General features: G+C 63.7%; 22 protein-coding genes and 1 tRNA gene. 12 read left to right on the top strand and 11 right to left on the bottom strand.

Features of this window, described 5'->3' with window-relative positions; translation table 11 throughout:
• Positions 1-91 precede the first annotated feature (91 nt).
• Positions 92-1,000 (top strand): 50S ribosomal protein L3 N(5)-glutamine methyltransferase, encoded by a 909-nt coding sequence (gene prmB, locus CAF92_RS24950; RefSeq protein WP_085602228.1) that lies wholly within the window; start codon positions 92-94, stop codon positions 998-1,000.
• Positions 1,001-1,109: 109 nt separating this feature from the next.
• Here the strand turns inward: prmB and CAF92_RS24945 are convergent, their stop codons facing one another.
• On the bottom strand, positions 1,110-1,892 hold the full coding sequence (locus CAF92_RS24945) for a hypothetical protein (protein WP_085602227.1): 783 nt from the start codon (positions 1,890-1,892) through the stop codon (positions 1,110-1,112).
• Positions 1,893-2,092: 200 nt separating this feature from the next.
• Positions 2,093-3,055 (bottom strand): alpha/beta hydrolase, encoded by a 963-nt coding sequence (locus CAF92_RS24940; protein ID WP_085602226.1) that lies wholly within the window; start codon positions 3,053-3,055, stop codon positions 2,093-2,095.
• 236 nt (positions 3,056-3,291) lie between these two features.
• Between CAF92_RS24940 and aroC the strand changes: the two genes are divergently transcribed.
• The 3 genes from aroC to CAF92_RS24925 all read left to right on the top strand — a co-directional run bounded on the left by aroC (position 3,292) and on the right by CAF92_RS24925 (position 6,206).
• A complete protein-coding gene (gene aroC, locus CAF92_RS24935; protein ID WP_046615505.1) occupies positions 3,292-4,383 on the top strand; it encodes a chorismate synthase in 1,092 nt (363 codons plus the stop codon).
• Between the two features lie 132 nt (positions 4,384-4,515).
• A complete protein-coding gene (locus CAF92_RS24930; RefSeq protein ID WP_085602225.1) occupies positions 4,516-5,670 on the top strand; it encodes an MFS transporter in 1,155 nt (384 codons plus the stop codon).
• On the top strand, positions 5,670-6,206 hold the full coding sequence (locus tag CAF92_RS24925; RefSeq protein WP_085602224.1) for an oxidase: 537 nt from the start codon (positions 5,670-5,672) through the stop codon (positions 6,204-6,206). Before CAF92_RS24930 ends, CAF92_RS24925 begins: the two co-directional genes overlap by 1 nt.
• 125 nt (positions 6,207-6,331) lie before the next feature.
• Here the strand turns inward: CAF92_RS24925 and CAF92_RS24920 are convergent, their stop codons facing one another.
• Positions 6,332-6,604: a DUF3509 domain-containing protein gene (locus CAF92_RS24920; protein WP_046615502.1), complete on the bottom strand. Its 273-nt coding sequence runs from the start codon at positions 6,602-6,604 to the stop codon at positions 6,332-6,334.
• A 265-nt stretch (positions 6,605-6,869) separates the two neighbouring features.
• Here CAF92_RS24920 and CAF92_RS24915 point away from each other — a divergent pair, with 265 nt between their 5' ends.
• Together CAF92_RS24915 and CAF92_RS24910 are read left to right on the top strand one after the other, a co-directional pair.
• The gene (locus CAF92_RS24915; RefSeq protein ID WP_046615501.1) at positions 6,870-7,394 is read left to right on the top strand and encodes an ankyrin repeat domain-containing protein; all 525 of its coding nucleotides are present in this window, start codon (positions 6,870-6,872) and stop codon (positions 7,392-7,394) included.
• Between the two features lie 60 nt (positions 7,395-7,454).
• A complete protein-coding gene (locus CAF92_RS24910; protein WP_046615500.1) occupies positions 7,455-7,985 on the top strand; it encodes a hypothetical protein in 531 nt (176 codons plus the stop codon).
• 123 nt (positions 7,986-8,108) lie between these two features.
• Here CAF92_RS24910 and CAF92_RS24905 read toward each other — a convergent pair whose 3' ends face one another.
• Positions 8,109-9,047: a ZIP family metal transporter gene (locus CAF92_RS24905; protein WP_046615499.1), complete on the bottom strand. Its 939-nt coding sequence runs from the start codon at positions 9,045-9,047 to the stop codon at positions 8,109-8,111.
• Between the two features lie 126 nt (positions 9,048-9,173).
• Here CAF92_RS24905 and CAF92_RS24900 point away from each other — a divergent pair, with 126 nt between their 5' ends.
• The 4 genes from CAF92_RS24900 to CAF92_RS24885 all read left to right on the top strand — a co-directional run bounded on the left by CAF92_RS24900 (position 9,174) and on the right by CAF92_RS24885 (position 12,598).
• Complete coding sequence (locus CAF92_RS24900; RefSeq protein WP_012271091.1) at positions 9,174-9,365, top strand: PLDc N-terminal domain-containing protein; 192 nt, start codon at positions 9,174-9,176, stop codon at positions 9,363-9,365.
• A gap of 159 nt (positions 9,366-9,524) precedes the next feature.
• On the top strand, positions 9,525-11,600 hold the full coding sequence (locus tag CAF92_RS24895) for an LTA synthase family protein (RefSeq protein WP_085590064.1): 2,076 nt from the start codon (positions 9,525-9,527) through the stop codon (positions 11,598-11,600).
• 252 nt (positions 11,601-11,852) lie between these two features.
• Complete coding sequence (locus CAF92_RS24890; RefSeq protein ID WP_046615497.1) at positions 11,853-12,089, top strand: hypothetical protein; 237 nt, start codon at positions 11,853-11,855, stop codon at positions 12,087-12,089.
• A 176-nt stretch (positions 12,090-12,265) separates the two neighbouring features.
• Positions 12,266-12,598 carry a ribonuclease E inhibitor RraB gene (locus CAF92_RS24885; protein ID WP_003260395.1) on the top strand — a complete coding sequence of 111 codons (333 nt, stop codon included), beginning with the start codon at positions 12,266-12,268 and terminating at the stop codon, positions 12,596-12,598.
• 123 nt (positions 12,599-12,721) lie between these two features.
• Here CAF92_RS24885 and CAF92_RS24880 read toward each other — a convergent pair whose 3' ends face one another.
• The gene (locus tag CAF92_RS24880) at positions 12,722-13,522 is read right to left on the bottom strand and encodes a cytochrome c (protein WP_085602223.1); all 801 of its coding nucleotides are present in this window, start codon (positions 13,520-13,522) and stop codon (positions 12,722-12,724) included.
• Positions 13,523-14,050: 528 nt separating this feature from the next.
• Here CAF92_RS24880 and CAF92_RS24875 point away from each other — a divergent pair.
• A complete protein-coding gene (locus tag CAF92_RS24875) occupies positions 14,051-14,782 on the top strand; it encodes an amidotransferase (protein WP_038409106.1) in 732 nt (243 codons plus the stop codon).
• Between the two features lie 33 nt (positions 14,783-14,815).
• Here the strand turns inward: CAF92_RS24875 and CAF92_RS24870 are convergent, their stop codons facing one another.
• The 3 genes from CAF92_RS24870 to CAF92_RS24860 all read right to left on the bottom strand — a co-directional run bounded on the left by CAF92_RS24870 (position 14,816) and on the right by CAF92_RS24860 (position 17,441).
• Positions 14,816-15,787 carry a magnesium and cobalt transport protein CorA gene (locus CAF92_RS24870; RefSeq protein WP_046615495.1) on the bottom strand — a complete coding sequence of 324 codons (972 nt, stop codon included), beginning with the start codon at positions 15,785-15,787 and terminating at the stop codon, positions 14,816-14,818.
• Positions 15,788-15,851: 64 nt separating this feature from the next.
• The gene (locus CAF92_RS24865) at positions 15,852-16,571 is read right to left on the bottom strand and encodes a 1-acyl-sn-glycerol-3-phosphate acyltransferase (RefSeq protein WP_046615494.1); all 720 of its coding nucleotides are present in this window, start codon (positions 16,569-16,571) and stop codon (positions 15,852-15,854) included.
• A 180-nt stretch (positions 16,572-16,751) separates the two neighbouring features.
• Positions 16,752-17,441, bottom strand: coding sequence for a crotonase/enoyl-CoA hydratase family protein (locus CAF92_RS24860; protein WP_085602222.1), 690 nt, complete (start codon positions 17,439-17,441; stop codon positions 16,752-16,754).
• 198 nt (positions 17,442-17,639) lie between these two features.
• On the opposite strand from CAF92_RS24860, the gene CAF92_RS24855 reads away from it, so the two are divergent.
• A tRNA-Ser gene (locus CAF92_RS24855) sits at positions 17,640-17,729 on the top strand.
• A gap of 85 nt (positions 17,730-17,814) precedes the next feature.
• On the opposite strand, the gene CAF92_RS24850 is transcribed toward CAF92_RS24855, so the two are convergent.
• The 3 genes from CAF92_RS24850 to CAF92_RS24840 all read right to left on the bottom strand — a co-directional run bounded on the left by CAF92_RS24850 (position 17,815) and on the right by CAF92_RS24840 (position 21,877).
• Positions 17,815-19,947, bottom strand: a complete 2,133-nt coding sequence (locus CAF92_RS24850) for a TonB-dependent siderophore receptor (protein ID WP_085602221.1) — start codon at positions 19,945-19,947, stop codon at positions 17,815-17,817.
• A gap of 202 nt (positions 19,948-20,149) precedes the next feature.
• Complete coding sequence (locus CAF92_RS24845) at positions 20,150-20,530, bottom strand: hypothetical protein (protein WP_085602220.1); 381 nt, start codon at positions 20,528-20,530, stop codon at positions 20,150-20,152.
• Positions 20,531-20,689: 159 nt separating this feature from the next.
• The gene (locus CAF92_RS24840) at positions 20,690-21,877 is read right to left on the bottom strand and encodes an MFS transporter (protein WP_085602219.1); all 1,188 of its coding nucleotides are present in this window, start codon (positions 21,875-21,877) and stop codon (positions 20,690-20,692) included.
• Between the last annotated feature and the right edge of the window lie 84 nt (positions 21,878-21,961).

Genomic DNA, 21,961 nt, shown 5'->3' with positions numbered 1-21,961 from the left:
CTGGCTTGTGGCTAGCCATTGGGCAAGGCAAAGGAACAAATGTGCGGGTTGGGCTGTTAGACTTTTGTCCGGTCTGAATTAGGAGTACCCCGTGATCACATCCCGCCTGCGCACGCTGCGCGACTATATCCGCTGGGCGGTCAGCCGCTTCCATGAGCACGATCTGTTCTTCGGCCACGGCGCCGACAACGCCTGGGACGAGGCCCGCCTGCTGGTGCTGGGGGCGGTGCACCTGCCGTGGGAGGTGGCCGACAGCTACCTGGACTGCATGCTCGAGGACGACGAGCGGGTACGCCTGCAGCACCTGCTCAAGCGCCGTATCGAAGAACGCGTGCCGGCTGCCTACCTGCTGGGCGAGGCCTGGTTCTGCGGCATGTCGTTCATCGTCGACGAGCGCGTGCTGGTGCCGCGTTCGCCGATTGGCGAGCTGATCGAGAAACGCTTCGAGCCGTGGCTGGCGAGCGAGCCGGCGCGCATTCTCGACCTGTGCACCGGTTCTGGCTGCATCGGCATCGTTGCCGCCGACGTGTTCCCCGAGGCCGAGGTAGTGCTGGCCGACCTGTCGTTCGAAGCGCTCGAAGTGGCCAACCAGAATATCGAACGCCACGGCCTGGATGGGCGCGTGTACACCGTGCAGGGCGACGGTTTTGGCGGTTTGCCGGGGCAGCGTTTCGACCTGATCCTGTCCAACCCGCCGTATGTCGATGCCGAGGACTTCGAGGACATGCCGGCCGAGTATCACCACGAGCCCGAGTTGGGCCTGGCCTGCGGCAACGATGGCCTCGACCTGGTGCGGCGCATGCTGGCCGAAGCGGCGGACCACCTGACCGACAAGGGCTTGCTGATTGTCGAAGTGGGCAACAGCCAGGTGCATGTCGAGGCGCTGTACCCCGAAGTGGACTTTGCCTGGCTGGAATTCGAGCGCGGCGGGCATGGGGTGTTCATGCTGACCGCCGAGCAGTGCCGCCAGCATCAGGAGCTGTTCAAGGCCCGGGTCTGATCCCAGGGCCTCTTCGCGGGTAAACCCGCTCCCACAGGTATAGCGTTGCCCTCAGGTGCGACGCGGACCCTGTGGGAGCGGGTTTACCCGCGAATTAGGCGACGCGGTCTCAGCGCGTGGCAATCCAGATCAGCAACCCCGCCTGGAACACCGCAAACGCCACCAGGCAGGTGATGGTAAAGCGCAACCCGCTGTCTTCACGCTGGTACTTGGCAACCCGTTCATCCCGCTCACGCAGTTGCCCTTCCTTCTCCTGCAACTGCTGGTCAGCCTGCTGCAGCAGGCCGGCAGCATCCAGTATCCCCACTCGCTGCAAGCGCTCGCTGTTCCACGCGCCCTTGAGCTGGCCCACGGTCATTTCCACGGTACGGCCCTTCAGGTGCTGGCTGTCCTCGTACTCCACCTCGATACCCACCCCGCGCAGGCAGTGGTCACGACGCAGGCGTGAGTCTTCGTTCAGCGCATCCTTGCTCGGCAGCGCCATGCCCTCGATCCGGTAGTGCGACCACTTGCGCTGCAGCCATTGCGCGGCCTGAGCCAGCAGGAAGCGGCCGATGCCACGGTTCAGCGGCTCCAGTTGCAGGCCATGTTCATTGCCGATGCGCACCAGGCGCTCGGTGTGGTCGACGCGAATGTCCAGGCGGTTCTGTTCCTTGTGCACTTTCTGCCCAGGCAGCTGGATTTCCATGCGCAACAGGCTGTGGGCCTTGTCGTGGCGTTCGGCATAGCCGAACTGCACAAAGCGCAGTGGCCGTGCGCCGGTGTTGCGGTCGGTAGGCAGGGCGGCCAGGCGCAACAGCTGGAAATGTTCGGCGGCCAGGTCGGCCCAGGGCAGGGCGGTGCTTTCCTCGGGCTCTTCGGCCGGCTCTACGGCGGTAGGGGCGGTTGTCATCAGGGCTTGTCCTTGGGTACGGGCATGCGGCAGGGGCTGCTGCGCAGCCCATCGCCGGCAAGCCAGCTCCCACAGGGACCGCAGGGCATTCAGGCCTGTTGTGTTCCTGTGGGAGCTGGCTTGCCGGCGATGGGGCGCGCCAGCGGCCCCAAAGTTCCGCTAATACTGAAATATCGGCCGTACCGGCAAAGACCTGAGGGTCAGGCAGATGGCAAATGCTGGATAAACGTCACAATCTGCTCGCCCAGCTCCCTTGCCAGCGGCAGTTCAGGGTTGAGGTAGCTGTCGCGCTGCTGGCTCATCGCCTTGGGGCTGATGCGCAGCATGTGGTTCATGCCATCGATCAGCACCAGTCGGGCATCCGGCTTGGCCGCCTTCAGCCGTTCGGCGTCGACCACCCCCACCTGCACATCGTTGCGCCCCTGCACGATCAGCGCGGGCATTGGCAGGCGGGCAAAGGCCGCCGCCGGGTTCTGCTGGAACAGCGAAATCAGATAGGGCTGCACGCTGGGGCGGAACACCTGGCGCAGCGGCGCCGGCACCTCCAGGCTGGTCTGCCCGGCCTGCAGGCGGTCGAGCAGGGCGCTGCCACCGGCCAGTTGTGCCGGCGGCAGGCGCTGGGCCAGCTGTTCGCGCAGCACCTCGGCCAGCGGCCGGCCGCTGCCGGCCAGGGTAATCACCGCGCTGGCACCGGCCTGCTCGGCGGCCAGGCTGGCGATCAGCGCGCCTTCGCTGTGCCCGATCAGGATCAACGGGCCGAAGCGCGGGTCGGCCTTGAGCTTGTGGCTCCAGGCGACCACATCGGCCACGTAGCGCTCCACGCTCAGGTCACGCTCGTCGGGCGTGGCCGGCTGGCTGGCGGCCACCCCGCGCTTGTCGTAGCGCACGCTGGCGATGTGCTCGTTGGCCAGCAACAGGGCCAGGCGCTTGAGGTTGTCGACCCGGCCTGACTCCGGGTTGTTGCCGTCACGGTCAGTGGGGCCGGAGCCGGCGATGATCAGCACCACCGGTGGTGGGGTGGCCTGTTGCGGCAGCAGCAGGCTGCCGTGCAGCACGCCCTGGCCGGTGTCGAGGTCGATCGGGCGTTGCAGCACGGTGGGGGCGGCGGCCTGGGCCAGGCCGGTGCACAGCAGGAAGAACAGGGCGACGAGGCGCGACATCATGCGGTACTACATGGGGAGATGAGGGTTTGACCCAGTGTTTGCGGGAAGGTTCGAAGGGGAGGTTGCCTGTACTGGCCACTTCGCGGGTAAACCCGCTCCCACAGGTACAGCGCAATTTTCGCATCTTCTGACCACCCTGTGGGAGCGGGTTTACCCGCGAAGAGGCCAGCACAGGCGATCAATCCATCTGTATACTGCCGCTTTCGTTCACTTCAGGCAGATCTCGCGGAGCGTCCATGTCCGGCAATACCTACGGCAAGCTGTTCACTGTCACCACCGCTGGCGAGAGCCATGGCCCGGCGTTGGTCGCCATTGTCGATGGATGCCCACCGGGCCTGGAAATTTCCCTCGCCGACCTGCAGCACGACCTCGACCGGCGCAAGCCCGGCACCAGCCGGCACACTACCCAACGCCAGGAAGCCGACGAGGTGGAAATCCTCTCCGGCGTGTTCGAAGGCCGCACCACCGGCTGCTCGATCGGCCTGCTGATCCGCAACACCGACCAGAAGTCCAAGGACTACTCGGCGATCAAGGACCTGTTCCGCCCGGCCCACGCCGACTACACCTACCACCACAAGTACGGCATCCGCGACTACCGTGGCGGTGGCCGCAGCTCGGCCCGCGAAACCGCCATGCGCGTGGCCGCCGGCGCCATTGCCAAGAAATACCTGGCCTCCCAGGGCATCACCGTGCGCGGCTACATGAGCCAGCTGGGCCCGATCGAAATCCCGTTCAAGACCTGGGAGTCGGTGGAGCAGAACGCCTTCTTCAGCCCTGACCCTAGCAAAGTGCCCGAGCTGGAGGCCTACATGGACCAGCTGCGCCGTGACCAGGACTCGGTGGGCGCCAAGATCACCGTGGTCGCCGAAGGCGTCATGCCGGGCTTGGGCGAGCCTATCTTCGACCGCCTCGACGCCGAACTGGCCCACGCGCTGATGAGCATCAACGCGGTCAAGGGCGTGGAAATCGGCGCCGGCTTCGCCAGCGTGGCCCAACGCGGCACCGAGCACCGTGACGAACTGACCCCGGAAGGTTTCCTCAGCAACAATGCTGGCGGCATCCTCGGGGGTATTTCCTCGGGCCAGCCGATCGTTGCCCACCTGGCACTGAAGCCTACCTCCAGCATCACCACCCCGGGCCGTTCCATCGACATTGACGGCAACCCGGTGGATGTCATCACCAAAGGCCGCCACGACCCGTGCGTGGGCATCCGCGCCACGCCCATCGCCGAGGCGATGATGGCCATCGTGTTGATGGACCACCTGCTGCGCCACCGCGCGCAGAATGCCGATGTGAAGGTGAATACCCCGGTGCTGGGCCAGCTCTGATTCGCTTGCACTGGCCTTATCGCCGGCAAGCCAGCTCCCACAGGATTACCACAAGCCTGAACATTGTGGGGTACCTGTGGGAGCTGGCTTGCCGGCGATAGGGCCAGTACCGGCAACCCCATAGGCGACCCCATGCAACCAATCCCCTACTGGCGCCTGTCCAGCTTCTATCTGTTCTACTTCGCCCTGCTCGGTTCCACCGCCCCGTTCCTGGCGCTGTACTTCGACCACCTGGGCTTCTCTCCGGCACGCATCGGCGAGCTGGTGGCCATCCCCATGCTCATGCGCTGCATCGCACCCAACCTGTGGGGCTGGCTGGGTGACCGCACCGGCCAGCGCCTGCTGATCGTGCGCCTGGGCGCATTGTCGACCCTGGCCACCTTCGCTCTTATCTTCCTTGGCAAAAGCTACGCCTGGCTGGCGCTGGTCATGGCCCTGCACGCATTCTTCTGGCATGCGGTGCTGCCGCAGTTCGAGGTCATTACCCTGGCCCACCTGCACGGGCAAACCGCGCGCTACAGCCAGGTGCGCCTGTGGGGCTCGATCGGCTTCATCCTCACCGTGGTCGGCCTGGGCCGGCTGTTCGAGTGGCTGAGCCTGGATATCTACCCGGTGGCGCTGGTCACGATCATGGCCGGTATCGTCGCCGCCAGCCTGTGGGTACCCAATGCCCAGCCGGTGGAGCAGGGCGAGCGCACCGGCGCGGGCGGCTTCCTGCAGCAGCTGCGGGCGCCCGGGGTGATCGCGTTCTACGCCTGCGTGGCACTGATGCAACTCTGCCACGGGCCGTACTACACCTTCCTCACCCTGCACCTGGAACACCTGGGCTATGCCCGGGGTGCCATCGGTCTGCTGTGGGCACTGGGGGTGGTGGCCGAAGTACTGGTGTTCATGGCCATGAGCCGCATCTTCGCGCGCTTTTCGGTGCAACGGGTGTTGCTGGCCAGCTTCGTGCTGGCGTCGCTGCGCTGGCTGTTGCTGGGCAACCTGGCCGGTGAGCCGGCGGTGCTGGTGTTCGCCCAGGTGCTGCATGCTGCAACCTTCGGCTGTTTCCATGCCGCCAGCATCGCTTTCGTCCAGGCCAGCTTCGGCGCCCGCCAGCAGGGCCAGGGCCAGGCGCTGTATGCGGCGTTGTCGGGCACTGGCGGTGCGCTGGGGGCGTTGTATTCGGGCTACAGCTGGAAACTGCTGGGCCCCACCTTCACCTTTGGTATGGCCAGTGCCGCAGCTTTGGCTGCAGCCGTTATCATTGCCCTTTGTTCGCAACCGACCAGGACCCGCCCCTGATGAGCATTCTCAGCGTTTTCCATCTCTCCAGCCCGGAACTGCCGAACAAGGTGCTGACCCACCACGACGACATCACCGCCACCCTGGCCGAGCAGGGCGTGCGCTTTGCCCATGCCGCGCATGGCCTGCGGGTGCGCCCGGGCACGGCCCAGGACGAGGTGCTGGAAGCCTGTCGCGATCACCTGGACCAGTTGATGACGGCGCACGGCAGCAGGGCCTTCGTGGTGCTCAACCGTGACGGTGAGGCCCCTGCGCAGGTAGATGTGCGCGATGAGCATGTGCATGACGCCGAGGAGGTGTTTGCCGTGGTCAGCGGGCGGGCGCAGGTTGGCCTGCGTTTGGGGGATTGGGTGTATTCGGTGCTGTGCGAGAAGGGCGACCAGCTGGTGGTGCCGGCGGGGACCCGGCGCTGGGTCGAGCTGGGCGATGTACCATTTTGCCTGGCGTTGCGGTTGTATGGCAGCGAGCAGGGGATACAGCCGAGGTTTACCGGAGATGTGACTGCGCGGGCGTTTCTTGGCATCGATGAGTTGTGATGGTTTTGCCGGCCTCTTCGCAGCACAAGGCTGCTTCTACAGGTAAAACGCGAAGCCTGAGGCCGGCGCGGGCCCTGTAGGGGCAGCCTCGTGCTGCGAAGAGGCCAGATCCACCAAAACCAAACTCAGCGATAGGTCGGCAGGGCAAACCGCTGCTGGCTCTGCAGCATCGAAATCACCGGCAACTCGCTGGCCTGCTCGGCCAAATCCCGGCGGATGGCGCTGATCGCCCACGAAAGCTGCTCGGCGCTGTGCAATTGTGAATAGGTCAATACGCGGCGGGTGACCTTGCCATCAGCAGCGCGCAGGGTCAGCAGCACACCACCGTCGGGGCGGGCCTGAGTATTCACCTGGTAGGCCGAAAATACCGAAACGAACTTTTCCTGGATGAGGTCCATATCAACTCCTGGCTGTTGTGTGACAGACGTGAGTCGATCATTGCAGTGTCCGTGCCAGGAAGTTTTCTTTGAAAATTTCCTTTAATTTCAGGAGGTTACGCACTTTTTTCTTAAGCGCTTCCGTGCAACCTGCACGGTCGTGCATTTTGCACAGTGCATATTGCACGACAGGCGGCCAGCTATCGGCCCGATAGAATCTGAACCTTTGACCCGGCAGCCTTGCCTGACAAAGACTTGGGCAACGATTTCTGCCAGGAGGTTCCAAATGTCCAGCCAACCCACGCCTGCAACCATGACCGACGACGAAACCGCCGCATTCGCCGAGCAGGTGTTCGAACGTGCCCGCCAAGGTGATGCCGAGATGCTCGGGCGCCTGCTAACCAGTGGCCTGCCGGCCAACCTGCGCAACCACAAGGGTGACACCCTGCTGATGCTGGCCAGCTACCACGGCCATCATGACGCAGTGCGCGTGCTGCTGGCGCATGGCGCCGACCCGCTGATTGCCAACGATAACGGCCAGCTGCCCATCGCCGGTGCCGCGTTCAAGGGCGACCTGGCCATGATCCGCCTGCTGCTGGAACACGGCGTACCGGTGGACGCCGCCGCGCAGGATGGCCGCACCGCGCTGATGCTGGCGGCCATGTTCAACCGCAGCGAGATCCTCGAATACCTGCTGGCCCAAGGAGCCGACCCGGCCCGCCAGGATGCCCGTGGCAGCACCGCGCTGATGGCAGCGCAAACCATGGGGGCCGTGGACGCCGCAGCGCGCCTGCAAGTGCTGGCCGGCTAACCGCAAGGGGGCATTTGCGGCTATCCTTGGCGACTTTTCACCCGTCGCAGGCCCCCTTTCATGAAAACTCAGTTGCTCGAATTCATCAGCCTCATTGGCGCTGGCTGCATGCGCGAGGAAGACATCGAGCGCATCGCCGACGAGGCCGCCCAGGCCTACGCCGACCCCGCCGCTTTCCTGGCCGCCAACCCCGACATCAACTACGACGACAGCTTCCCCATCCCGCTGGGCGAATGGGTGGTGCTGGGCAGCCTGCCGGACACCGTGGTGTTCCAGGCCGACAGCTACCAGGAGCTGTTCCAGCAGATCAGCGATTCGTTCGACCAGAGCGTGCCGTTTACCCTCAAGCCCAAGCAACTGGCCCGCACCGAGCCGCTGACCGCACTCAACCGCATCCAGGTGCAGATGGGGGCGTTGAACAAAGAGGCGGGTGGATATGTGCTACTCAACTTCAGCCAGTTGCTGGATGACGAGCTGCAGATGGTGATGGTGGGGCAGAACGATCTGGCGCGGGTGCTGGAGCTGGGGGCAGAGGTGGGGATCAAGGTCGAGCCGGCCCTGGAGGCCTTGAAGGTCGCCGTGCACGTCTGATTTCCGCGGTTGCTTCTTCGCGGGCATGCCCGCTCCCACAGGATAATCACTGGGCCCGAGGGCAGTGGAGTCCTGTGGGAGCGGGCAAGCCCGCGAAGAGGCCGGTTCAGGCAACCTGAATAGTCAGCCCAGTGCGGTATCCAGGAACATCATCACCGCAAACCCACCCATCAACCCCAGGGTCGCCGCTGTCTGGTGCCCATTGCGGTGGGTTTCGGGAATCACCTCGTGGCTCACCACAAAGATCATCGCCCCTGCCGCCAGCCCCATGCTCACCGGGTAGGCCAGGGCAAAGCCGGTAGAAATCCCCAGGCCGATCACCGCGCCCAGCGGCTCCATCAGCCCCGACCCGATCGCCACCAGCGCAGCCTTCAGGTTCGACAACCCGGTAGCGCGCAAGGCCAATGCCACCGCCAGCCCCTCGGGGATGTCCTGGATGGCGATGGCGCTGGTCAGCGGCAGGCCGATGTTCATGTCGCCATTGGCAAAGCTCACGCCAATGGCCATGCCCTCAGGCAGGTTGTGCAAGGTAATCGCCAGCACGAACAACCACACCCGGCTGATGCGCTCGGCCTCCGGGCCGCAAGGGCCGGTGCTTTCGTGTTCATGCGGGGTGAAGCGGTCCAGGCCCAGCATCAGCAGCACGCCCAGGCCCATGCCCAGCACCACGGTAAAGGCCGCGGCCGGGCCGTTGCCGGTAATTTCGCGGGCGGCATCCAGGCCCGGCAGAATCAGTGAAAACGAACTGGCCGCCAGCATCATGCCGGCGGCAAAACCCAGCATCACATCCTGCGTGCGCGCCCTGACATCGCGCAGCACCACCGCCAGCACCGCGCCCAGTGCCGTGGCACCAAAGCCGGACAACCCGCCCAGTGCGGCCAGGTGCAGGTTTTCAGCGTGGTCGCCGTTCACCGCGTTCCACAGGCTTGCCCCGAGCAGTACCAGTACCACCAGCAGGCTAAGGGCCAGGCCAGCACCTATCCATGGGTTGTCGTGCATCTGTTGGCGCCAGGCGCTGACGGGCGATGGCAGGGCAACGGGGTGGGTATTAGCGGGGGGCATGGCAACCTCGAAATCGATGGATACAGCAGTTTAAGCAGTGACCCGCGCAAACGGCCAAGGATTCCCTTCTATCGACGTGATAGCTGGCTATGCTGTGCAGCAAAAGCTTTTGACAGGAGTTTTGGCATGGGGTCGACGTTCAACAGCCTGGTCGGGCTGATCATTCTGGCGCTGGATATCTGGGCCATCCTCAATGTGATCAAGAGTGGCAGCGAAGTGGGCATCAAGGTGTTGTGGATCCTGCTGATCGCCTTGCTGCCGGTGGTGGGGCTGGTGATATGGGCGATCGCCGGGCCGCGGGGGAATGTGAGGATCTGAATGGCTGTGCCGGCGATAGGGCCGGAACAGACAAAACCCGCAACACCCCCGTGACAAAATTTTCACATTGGTTTAAACAGAATCCGCACCCGCACAATGCTGCGTTGGTATACACCTGCGCCATCTCCGCAAACCCGCAATCCTAGGACCTTCCCATTCATGGCTAACCCGGACGCCTTGAAGCAACGGGGCGCGCGAGCGTCGTTCTCGCCCACCCTGAAATCCCACCTGGCCTACACGCTGCTCAGCGGCCTGGTGATCATGCTGATGCTCAGCCTCGTGCGCCTGGCGCTGCTGGTCTACAACAGCGACATGATCGGCGATACCCCCAATGCGACCGTCGCCGAAGGCTTCCTCAACGGCTTGCGCTTCGACCTGCGGGTGGTGGTGTACATCAGCATTCCGCTGCTGCTGGCCATCCTCAGCCCCTGGGCCATGGCCCGGCGTGGCCTGTTCCGTTTCTGGCTGACCATCACCTCGAGCGTGGTGATGTTCCTCGGCCTGATGGAGATGGACTTCTATCGCGAGTTCCACCAGCGCCTCAACGGCCTGGTGTTCCAGTACATCAAGGAAGACCCGAAGACCGTGCTGAGCATGCTCTGGTACGGCTTCCCGGTGGTGCGCTACCTGCTGGCCTGGCTGTTCGGCACATGGCTGCTGAGCCTGCTGTTCAAGGGCATCGACCGCATGACCCGTGGCAATGGCGCCGGCGAGGTCACCCTTCAGCGCCGCGCGGCCCCGTGGTACAACCGCCTGGCGGTGTTCATGGTCATCCTGCTGGTGGCCGTGGTCGCCGCCCGTGGCACCTTGCGCCAGGGCCCGCCGATGCGCTGGGGTGATGCTTTCACCACCGATTCCAACTTCGTCAACCAGTTGGGCCTGAACGGCACCCTGACCCTGATCGATGCTGCCAAGAGCCGCTTCGGCGAAGACCGCGCCAACATCTGGAAGCCGGTGCTGGAGCAGGACGTGGCCACACAGAGCGTGCGCGAGCAATTGCTGACCGCCAACGACACTCTGGTCGATGCCGACGAGGCAGCCATCCGCCGCGACTTCGTGCCGCCGGCCGAGCGCACCCTGCCGATCAAGAACGTGGTGGTGATCCTGATGGAAAGCTTCGCCGGCCACTCTGTGGGCGCGCTGGGCAGCCCCAACAACATCACCCCATACTTCGACAAGCTGGCCAAAGAGGGCCTGCTGTTCGACCGCTTCTTCTCCAACGGCACCCATACCCACCAGGGCATGTTCGCCACCATGGCCTGCTTCCCCAACCTGCCAGGCTTCGAATACCTGATGCAGACCCCGGAAGGTGGCCACAAGCTGTCCGGCCTGCCGGCCTTGCTCAGCGCCCGCGATTACGACGACGTGTACGTCTACAACGGCGATTTTGCCTGGGACAACCAGTCCGGGTTCTTCGGCAACCAGGGCATGACCACCTTCATTGGCCGTAACGACTTCGTCAACCCGGTGTTCTCCGACCCGACCTGGGGCGTGTCCGACCAGGACATGTTCGACCGCGGCGCCGAAGAGCTGGCCAAGCATGATGGCAAGAAGCCTATCTACGCGCTGCTGCAGACCCTGTCCAACCACACCCCGTACGCGCTGCCCAAGGACCTGCCGGTAGAGCCGGTAACCGGCCAGGGGCGCCTGGACGAGCACCTGACCGCCATGCGCTATTCGGACTGGGCGCTGGGGCAGTTCTTCGAAAAGGCGCGCAAGGAGCCGTACTTCAAGGAAACCCTCTTCGTCATCGTTGGCGACCATGGTTTTGGCAACCACCAGCAGGTCACCGAGTTGGACCTGGGCCGCTTCAACGTGCCGCTGCTGCTGATTGCCCCGGGCATCCAGGAAAAGTTCGGTGCGGTCAACCACACCGTGGGCACCCAGGTCGACATCGTGCCGACCATCATGGGCCGCCTGGGTGGCCAGGCCCGTCACCAGTGCTGGGGCCGCGACTTGCTCAACCTTCCTGAGGGCGACCAGGGCGTGGGCATGATCAAGCCATCGGGCAGCGAGCAGATCGTCGGCCTGGTGCAGGGCGACCGTATCCTGATCGAGTCCAAGGACATGACCCCGCGTATGTACCGCTACCAGCTGGGCAGCGAGTTCAAGGCCGAGCTGATCGAAAGCCCGGACCAGCCAGAGATGCTGAAAAAGCTGGAAGCGTATATCCAGACCGCGACCAAGAGCCTGCTGGATAACACGGCCGGTGTAGTGCACGGCACGCCGAAGTAATAGCTGGATCGCCAGGCGGACCTGGGCCGTGTGGGAGCGGCCTTGTGTCGCGAAAGGGCTGCGCAGCAGCCCCAGATCCAGTATCCATGCATAAATCGCCGGGGCCGCTTTGCGGCCCTTTCGCGACACAAGGCCGCTCCCACAAAAAGCCGCACCGCTACCAAGTCATCTGACTGAACATTCTCCCCACCTAAAGGTCACTTGTTTCAGGCATCACACACCCGGTGTTCGTTGACTGAGAGGGGTCGTTCGATGAAAGAGTGGGAAGTCATTTTTGCCGACCAGAAAGGCGTGCTCACCACCCTGACGCTGCGCGCCGAGCAGTGCCCCAGCGAGGAGGATGCCGCGCGGGCCATCCGTTCGCACCTGTTTCCGGTGATGGACGAACTGGACCTCAACGACTTCCAGGACCGCGCCATTTCCCCCACTGCACGCTGGCTCAAGGAGCAGAGTGGCGTGACCATCACCAGCATCCACGAAACGCCCTGAACCACACGTTTGCGTGGTGCTCTGGCAGGCACTACGCTGCAAGAAGGTGCCAGTCTATTCTGCGGGGCGGCACCGCATCCCTTCGCGTCTTGCATCAGCTCGAACTGCCCGGCCGCTGCCGGCAGGTGCGTAGTGCACGGAAAGTCTATCCATCGCATTATTCAGGAGGACGTTTCATGAGCAGCCAGAACGACGATATCAGCAGCAACGTCCTGCGCCAGATGAAGGCAGGCGGTTTCGACTTCACCCAGATCCACCCCATCGAGTTCTACGCCATATTCCCCGACGAAGCAGGGGCCCGCCGTGCGGCCGGGCAGTTTCGCGGTGAATCGCTGAATGCCCAGGTGAAGGAGCTGGGCGACGGTGCCTGGCATCTGGAACTGAGCAAGGTCATGTATGCCACCCATGGCGGGATTGGCGACTTCGAAGAGGCCTTCGAGCAGCTGGTGACACCTTATGGCGGTGAGGTGGAAGGTTGGGGGGTCAAGCAGGAGCGGCCCATAGCCTGAGATTTTGGGAATTTGGGGCCGCTTTGCGGCCCATCGCGACACAAGGCCGCTCCTACAGGCGTGCGCTTACCCTTGTAGGAGCGGCCTTGTGTCGCGAAAGGGGCGCAAAGCGCCCCCAGGTTCTCAAGGCCTGCGCCCAGCCATATGCCTCAAATAGGCCAGCAATTCATCCAGCTCCGGTTCACTCAAGACACTTTCTGCAAAACCCGGCATCTTCGCCTGCGGCCACTGCCGCAAACTCTGCGGGTCACGAATCAGCTGGCGTAGATATTCGGGCCGAAAATACTCGGTCGGGTTATGCGGCACATTCAGATCCGGCCCCACCTGTGCATCCCCCGCGCCGTTCAGCCGGTGACACGCCAGGCAGTTCTGCTGGAACAAGGCAAAGCCCCGGCGCACCGGGCTTTCGGCCGGCAGCTTCGGGTCGGGCAGCAGCGCCGGAAAACGCGCCTCGACAGAAGCCAGCTTGCGAATGGTGGAAATCTGGAACGGCCACTGTTCCGGGCGGATGCCGCTGGCCTGTGGTGCAGTCCACACCAGGTAGAACGGCCCCGCACTCGGCTTGCCCTGGCCCAGTGGTGGCCACGGCCGGCTCGGTTCTTCCACCGCCAGCCACGCCTGTGCCGGCCCGTGCTGCAACAGCGGCGCTGCCGGCATTTCGGCGGCAAAGCCGTCCAGCGCCACCGCTTGCAGATGGTCGCTGGCGCTCACGCCATCCAGCAGCGCGGCCAGCGGCACCGCCCTGTAACGCATGGGCTGCTTGTAGGAAACGTCCTGGTCGATGCTGATGTCCCGGGCCTGCGGGTGATCGAGCAGGTCTGCACTGCTCCACTCGCGCGTCGTGGCGCCCAGTTCAAGGTGCAGCTGCGCCGCCGACAGCGGCAGGCTCAGGAACAACACTAACAGTGCAAGGCAGTGGCGCATGGGTAATCTCCGACCATCAAGGCCAGCAGGTTACCTGTGCGTTGCCTGTTGGCGCCACAGCAGCGGTCAGCCGAACAAACGTGTGAGGTTCGGCAGGATCAGCAGCAAAGTCGTGGCGAAGAGAATGAGCCCAGCTTGGCGAATTTTCGATTGTCTGAACATGGCGGACCGCCTTCTTGTTGTTATTCCTGAATACCCGTTGGCTTCCTTGTCGCGCTTCGGGTCGATCGCAGTGGCGTTGCGTGACGCCTGAACTGCCTGCCTCTTGAAAGTGGATATACAACCAACAGTAGGGTGTGCGTCATCCTTGTTTGAGAACCCTTTGTTCTAATGCTGTTGATCGTTGATTTCTTCTGGCTATGAGGCCAAATGCCAGCTGGCTGGCATGCTCTCGCTAGACGGTGGCGCAAGTGCCAGCAGGGCCCCGACGAAATGTGACCGTTCGTCAGTGCGGCCTACTTGCTTGTACGTGCCTTTCGCGTCAGTCTCTACAGCAGATTCCCACCCATGTCGTTCAGGACTATCCCTATGTCGTTACGCATCTGCATCCTTGAAACCGATGTCCTGCGACCGGAGTTGACCGCGCAGTACCAGGGCTACGGCAGGATGTTCGAGCAGCTCTTCTCGCGTCAGCCGATCGCCGCCGAATTTCGTGTGTACAACGTGATGAACGGCGATTACCCCGCCGACAACGAGGTGTTCGATGCCTACCTGGTGACGGGCAGCAAGGCCGACTCGTTTGGTACCGACCCGTGGATCCAGACGCTCAAGGCTTACCTGTTGAAGCTGTACGAGCGTGGCGAGAAGCTGCTGGGTGTGTGTTTCGGCCACCAGTTGCTGGCGTTGACCCTGGGTGGCAAGGCCGAGCGTGCCGAGCAGGGCTGGGGCGTGGGTATCCATCGCTATTCGCTGGCAGCCCATGCGCCCTGGATGGACCCGGAGGTATCGGAGCTGACCTTGCTGATCAGCCACCAGGACCAGGTGACCGAGCTGCCGGAAGGCGCCACGGTGATCGCCTCCAGCGACTTCTGCCCGAACGCGGCGTACCACATTCGTGACCAGGTGCTGTGCTTCCAGGGGCACCCAGAGTTCGTGCACGACTACTCCCGCGCACTGCTCGATGCGCGCCAGGAGTATCTGGGTGATGAGGTGTACCACAAGGCCGTGGCCAGCCTGGCCACCGAGCACCAGGGCGACCTGGTGGGGGAGTGGATGTTGCGGTTTATCCAGCAGCCGGTGAGCAAGCACGACGCGGCGTGAGGGCCCCGGGGCCGCAAAGCGGCCCCGACAATCTCAAAGCCAGCCAGACTTCTTGAAGCTGGCATACAACGCGGTACAGCCCAGCCCGATCACCCCCAGCACCCCGAAATACCCATAGTGCCACCCCAGCTCCGGCATGTTCTGGAAGTTCATCCCGTAAATGCCGGCAATTGCGGTGGGGAACGCCAGGATCGCCGCCCAGGCTGCAAACTTGCGTTGCACGATGCTCTGCCGTGACGACTCCAGCAGCATGCCGATCTCGATGGTCTGGCTGGCGATGTCGCGGATGCCAGCCAGGTCTTCCATCTGTCGTGTCACGTGGATCTGCACATCACGGAAGTACGGGCGCATGTTCTTGTCGATGAACGGGAAGCTCAGGCGCTGCAGTTCCTCGCTCACTTCCACCATCGGTGCCACGTAGCGGCGCAGGCGCAGGATGTCGCGGCGCAGGCTGTGCAGGCGGCGGATATCGTCCTCTTGCAGCGAACCGCCAAGCACGCTCTGCTCCAGCTCTTCGATCTCGCCATGAATGGCCTCGCTGACCGGCTGGTAGTTCTCGGTGACGAAGTCGAGCAGGGCGTACAGCACGAAGTCTTCGCCGTGCTCCAGCAGCAACGGGCGCGCCTCGCAGCGCTGGCGTACCAGGGCATAGGATTTGGAGTGGCCGTTGCGGCAGGTGATGATGTAGCCGTTGCCGGCGAAGATGTGGGTTTCGATGAACTCCAGCTTGCCTTCGTGGCGCACCGGCGAGTAGGTGACGATGAACAGGGCGTCGCCAAAGGTTTCCAACTTGGGCCGGCTGTGCTTTTCCAGGGCGTCTTCGATGGCCAGCTCGTGCAGGTTGAACTGGCACTGCAGGTTGGCCAGTTCCTCTGCGTTGGGCTCTTCAAGGCCGATCCATACAAAGTGCCCTGGCTTGCGCGCCCATTCGCTGCCTTCATCGATGCTGATGTTGGTGACCTTTCTGCCGGCGCTGTACACCGCCGATGCCACGACTCGACCCATGGTTGTTCGCTTATTCCGGTTGGACACGGGTTACAGCTTGGGCTGTAGTGGGCGCAAGAGCAACCTAGCGCTTGGCCAGTTCCCCTTCCATGCGGTCGATGCATTGCTGCATCTGCCCCCGGCATTGTTCGATCAGCGCTGGCAGGTCCTGCAGGGTCATGCCAGCCGTGGCGATCGGTGGCAGCGAGCGTACGATCACCGTGCGCTGGCGCCAGCTGTTCAGGCTCAGGCGCCCGGCATAGCGGCTGACGCATACTGGCACGATCGGCACACCGGCCTCGATGGCCATGTGAAACGCGCCTTTCTTGAAGGCCAGCAGGTGCTCGCCGGGGTTGCGCGTGCCCTCGGGGAAAATCCAGATCGAGGTGTCGTCCTGAAGGACCCGGGTGGTCTTCTGCATGGCCTTGCGTGCCTGGTAGGCGTTCTTGCGGTCGACCAGCACGTTGCCACCCAGCCAGAACAACTGGCCGAACAGCGGGATCCAGCCCAGGCTTTTCTTGCCGATGGCGACGGTGCGCTGCGGCACCACCTGGCCCAGCACGAACAGGTCGAAGTTGGACTGGTGGTTGGCGACGATCACGCAGCCTGGCGGCTGGTCCCACAGCGGGCCGACTTCGGCCTTGACCCTGATACGCATCAGCCAGGTGGCCGGCAGGCTGTAGAGGCGTGCGAACACGCGGCTGTTATCGGGGTTGAAGGGGCGGCACAGGCCGATGACCAGGCCCAAGGTGCCAACGGCAAGGAAATGCAGCGCCAGCAGGAACATGCGCAATGAATAAAGCATGGTACGACTCACACCAGACAGTCGCCGGGCAGTGTACGGCTGTGCACTGGTTGGGGCAAACCCTAGGTGTGAACCTGTGATGGCCCTTTCGCGGGTGAACCCCCTCCCACAGGATCACCACACCTTCAAGGTTGGGAGTTCCCTGTGGTAGCGGGTTCACCCGCGAAGAGGCCGGCAAGGTCAACCCATATGCTGCTGGTCCAGCTCGATCGCCTTGTCCAACGCTTCCAGCAACCCTTTGCGCACCTTCAGCTTGGTGTTCTTGTGCGCCAGCATGTTCAGCTTCTTCAGCTCCCGAGCCGCCGCCAGTGCCGCATCCTGCAACTGCTCGGCCGGCACCACCTTGTCGAGGAAGCCGGCGTCCACCGCGGCCTGCGGGTCAAACACCTCGGCATTGATCACCGACCGGTGGAAGGCCGAGCGGCGCAGGCGGTCGCGGGCCAGTTCGATGCCGGCATGGTGCATGGTCATGCCGATCTGCACTTCGTTCAGGCACACCTTGTACGGCCCTTCGACACCAATGCGATAGTCGCCCGAGAGCAGCAGGAAGGCGCCCTTGGCCACGGCATTGCCCGGGCAGGCGACCACCACGGGGAACGGGTGCGACAGCAGGCGGCGGGCGAGGGTGGAGCCGGCGGTGACCAGGCTGATCGCCTCCTTGGGGCCGCTGGTCATCACCTTGAGGTCGTAGCCGCCAGACAGAATGCCGGGCTGCCCGGTGATGATCACCACCGCGCGTTCTTCCGTGGCGCGGTCGAGCGCGGCGTTGAAGGCGGCGATAACGTCGGGCGAGATGGCGTTGACCTTGCCGTTGTTCAGGGTAAGGGTGACGATGCCGTCTTCGGCGTGGTAGGTAATCAGCTCGCTCATGGCAGAGTCCTTTTGTTGGCGTGGCGACGACGTTACCCAGCGCCAGGGGCGAGGTAAAGCAGTAAGGCTGACTGGTCGGTCAGCGTTCCCCGGGGCTCAAATGCAAATGCATGAAAAAATTGAAAAAAATGCTTGCCAAAGGGAAGCTCTTTCACTAAATTAGCGCACCTCGACAGGCTGCAAGGCTTGAAGAGCAACGGTGAAGTGTCCGAGTGGTCGAAGGAGCACGCCTGGAAAGTGTGTATACGAGAAATCGTATCAAGGGTTCAAATCCCTTCTTCACCGCCACATTCTACGAAGAGCCCCCGAGCTGAGAAGCCGGGGGCTTTTTGTTTTTGGGGCCTTTGGGGGCTGCAAAGCAGCCCCAAAAAATCTAGAAGGTGACCGAAGCCGAAAGCCGAGCCGTCCGCGGCGCCCCCTGGAACAGGTAGTTATCCCCCAGGTAATCCCCCACATCGCGCCAATAACGCTTGTCGAACACGTTATCCACAGTCAGCCGCAGCACCGTGTCATACCCACCAATGCGCGTGCGGTAGCGGCTACCCACATCGAACACCGTATACCCACCAACTTCCACATTCCCCGCCTGGCTCGCATACTTGCTGGCGCTGTAGCGCGCCCCGCCCAGCAGTGCCAAGCCCGGTACTGGCAGGGTGTATTCCGCCTGCAGCGCCGCCCGGAACCTGGGCACGTTGATTGCCTGGTGGCCTTCATAGGCATCGGTGTCGCTGTTCTGCACCCGCGCCCGAATCGCCGCAGCGCTGGCCTGCACCTGCAGGTTCGAGGTCACCCAGCCGCTGGCGCCCAGCTCCAGGCCGGTGTTCTTTTGCTGACCTTGTTGCACATAGGTGAAAGTGCCGGCGCCGTCCGGGCGCGCGTATTGGTATGCCTGGCGTATCTGGAACAGTGCGGCGCTGAAGCTCAGGCCTTGCCAGTCATGCTTGAGGCCCAGTTCCAGTTGGTGCGATGTCGTCGGAGCGAGGATTTCGAATCTGTTCTCGGCGAACCACGGTGCGGTACCGCCTGCCGACAGGCCTTTGGAGTAGCTGGCATATACCGTGGTATCCGGCTGCGGCTTGTAGATAAGCGCAGCGTTGGGCAGCAACTTGTACTGTCGGGTATGGCGGCCGGCAACGCCGTCCTCATTCCAGGTTTTCTCGTCCAGGCGTACTTCGCGGGCACCCAGCAGTGTCTGCCATTGCTCGTTGAAGCTGATGCGGTCGCTCACGAACAGCCCGTACTGGCGGCTGTCCAGGCGTCGTTCGCTAGACCCGATGGGTTTGTCGGATGGGTCAAAGCCTGGCGCACCGGTGTGGATGTTGCCTGTACCTACCCATTCCATATAGCTGGGGCGCTGGTCCAACGTGCGCCGCTGTGCACTGGTGCCCACGCTCAGCTCATGCCCTACGCCCAGCGCATCGAAACGCCCGTTGAGCACGGCCTGCGCCTCGTCGGTACGGCGGGTGTCGTCGGGGCTGCGGAAGTCGTAGATGTCGTAGTCGCCGTTTCTGCCGAAGAACGCGCCTTCGCTCGAGCCCCAGGCAAACGAGCTGTAGTCATCTATCACCACCTTGCTGCGCGAGGCGCTCAAGGTCCCGGTCCAGGCTTCGTTGAAACGATACTCGAAGCGCCCACCCAGGTTCAGCGAGTCATTCTGCACCGGCTTGGCCCAGTGCTGGTAGGCCAGGCGGTCGTCGGGGTCGATGCCATGGGGTACTTCGCTGCTACCGAGCAGCTGGTAACCCGGCACCGAGCGCTGTTCGCGGTGCTGGTATTCGGCATCCAGCTGCAGGGTGGCATCCGGGTTGATCTGCCAGTCGAAGGCCAGCGAGGCGAAGTCGCGCTTGCCATCGGCGTGGTCGACGTAGGAGCGGATGTCTTCATGGGCCAGGTTGGCCCGCAGGCCGAACTGCCGCTCGCTGCCGAACCAGCCGCCCAGGTCGGTGGCCAGGTAGCGCTCGCCTTGTTCGTTGGTCGACACCGTGACGCTGCGCACGTCTTCGGCGCGCTTGGTCACGTAGTTGACCAGGCCTCCCGGCTCCGACACGCCGCTCTGCAGCCCGGACAAACCCTTGAGCAGCTCCACCTGCTGCTTGTTCTCCAGAGCCACGTTCTGCTCGCCGGTGATGGTCTGGCCATTGATGCGGTAGCTGCTGGCGGCATTCAGCTCGAAGCCGCGCACGTTGAAGTTTTCGTAGTAGCCGATGGGGGCGTAGCTTTCGCCCACCGAGGCGTCGCTTTGCAGCACTTCGCTGAGCTGGCGCACCTGGCGGTCTTCCAGCAGTTGCTGGCTGAACACACTGATCGAGGCCGGGGTGTCGAGCAGGGGCGCGGGCTGGAAGCCGCCTACTGCTGCCTGGCGTACCTGATAGCCGTCGTTGGTGTAGGTGTCGGACACCTGCAGCGGGGCCAATAGCACGCTGTCTTCGGCAAGCACATGGGGGCAATGCAGGGCCAGGCCCAGGCTGAGCAGGCTCAGGGGCAGGCAGGGATGACGCGGGGGCATGCGGTGGGGCTCCTGGATGCGCGACACCTTAGCGGGCCCCTTCGCGGGTAAACCCGCTCCAACAAGAAAATCACTATCCTCAGGTGCAGTGATATCCCTGTGGGAGCGGGTTTACCCGCGAAGGGGCCGGCACAGGCCATGAAAAAGGCGGCATCTTACAGCCGCCTTCAACATAAAACGATCCGGGCCCAGCGATAACCTGTCAGCCTCTGCGGGCCGCCCGCCTGTGCTGCCGCCAGTTGTCATCGATCTTCGACCAGGTCTTGCCATCGGTAATTGCCATGAGCTTGCGCCCGTCCTTGAAAGTGGCCAGGAAGGTGGCTTCCTCCTCCTTGCCACCCAGCCACAGCCCAGCCAGCAACCCCACCGGCCCGGCCACCAGGGCCCCGGCCACGCCCCAACCCAGGGCACTGCCCAGGCTACGGCTGGATTCCAGACTGGCCAGCCGCAGGTCGCTGATGCGTGCCAGGGAAATCCGCTCGCCCGGGGAGGGGCTGCGCGGGGTCTTGAGTGTGAGCGATCCGTTGCGATACTCGCCTTCGCCTTGCAAGAAATCGCCGGATTGCACCGTGAGTCTTGTCATAACGTCGTCCTGTCAGGAAAAGGGCATTGACCAGCGCCTACTGAGCGCTGCCCGGGCAGCCAAGTCAACGGCCATGCGACAGAGGGTCGTGCGGTGCATTGTCGCCATGGCTGATGGCCTCTTCGCGGGCGTGCCCGCGAAGAATCCAACAAAAATTTTTCAGGCCGCTTGCAAAGCGTTCCTGCGCTTGCGCTCGGCCAACCCCCACGCCAGCAACGCCAGCCCGCCAATCACCAACCCGGCCACCACGATCCCCATCCAGCCCTGGCGCTGGAACAGCTGCGTGCCCAGCAACGACCCCAAGGCCCCGCCAATGAAGTAGCAGGTGATATACCCGGCATTAAGCCGCGTGCGCGCCTCGGGCCGCAGGGCAATCACCGCGTTCTGGTTGCTCACGTGCACCAGTTGCACTGCCAGGTCGAGCATCAGCACACCCATCAGCAGGGCCAGTAACGATTGTTCGGCAAAGCCCAGCGGCACCCACGACAGCAGCAGTACCACCAGGCCCACGGTGGTGCCCAGCGAACCCTTGCCACGGTCGGCCAGGCGCCCGGCCCAGTTGGCCGACAGCGCACCCGCTGCACCGGCCAGGCCGAACAGCCCTATCACCGCGTCCGAATAGTGGTATGGGCCTTTCGCCAGCAGGAACGCCAGTGGCGTCCAGAACAGGGCGAACAGGCTGAATGCCAGCAGGCCGAGCAGCGAGCGCAGGCGCAGCACCGGTTCTTCGACGAACAGGCGGAACACCGAGCCGATCAGCGCGGGGTATTTCAGCCCGGCATGGCTGTGGTGTTGCGGCAGGCTGCGGTATAGCGCCACGGCAGTGATGGCCATCAGCACCGCAGCCAGCACGTAGATGCTGCGCCAGCCACCCAGTTCGGCCATGAAACCGGCGGCGGTACGCGCCAGCAGGATGCCCAGCAGCAACCCGCTCATCAAGGTGCCGACCGCACGCCCGCGCTGGTGTGGCTCGCTGAGGGTCGCGGCCATGGGCACGAGGATCTGCGCTACCACCGAGAACAGCCCGGTCAGCGCCGTACCAAGGATCAGCCAGGGCAGGCTCGGTGCGCAGGCACTGATGACCAGGCCCAGGGTGGAAATGGCGGTCATCACGGTGATCAGCCGGCGCTGCTCGAACAGGTCGCCCAGCGGCGCCAGCAGCAACAGGCCGGCGCCATAGCTCAGTTGCGCGGCAATGACGATGCTGCCGGCACTGGCGGTGCTCAGGCCGAACTGCTGGGCGATGCTGTGCAGCAGTGGTTGCGCGTAGTAGTTGCTGGCCACGGCCAGGCCGGTGGCGGTGGCCATCAGCAGGATCAGGGCGCGGCTGAGCGTGGGGGTATTCATGGGGTTCTCGTGGCAGACGGGAGATAGGAGCGGGGTCAACCTGTGCCGGCCCCTTCGCGGGCTTGCCCGCTCCCACAGGATTAT

Source organism: Pseudomonas sp. B10(2017), assembly GCF_002113295.1.
Lineage (GTDB): Bacteria > Pseudomonadota > Gammaproteobacteria > Pseudomonadales > Pseudomonadaceae > Aquipseudomonas > Aquipseudomonas pudica.
The sequence above is the reverse complement of the archived record's forward strand: the minus strand, read 5'-3'. Positions and strand labels throughout refer to the sequence as shown.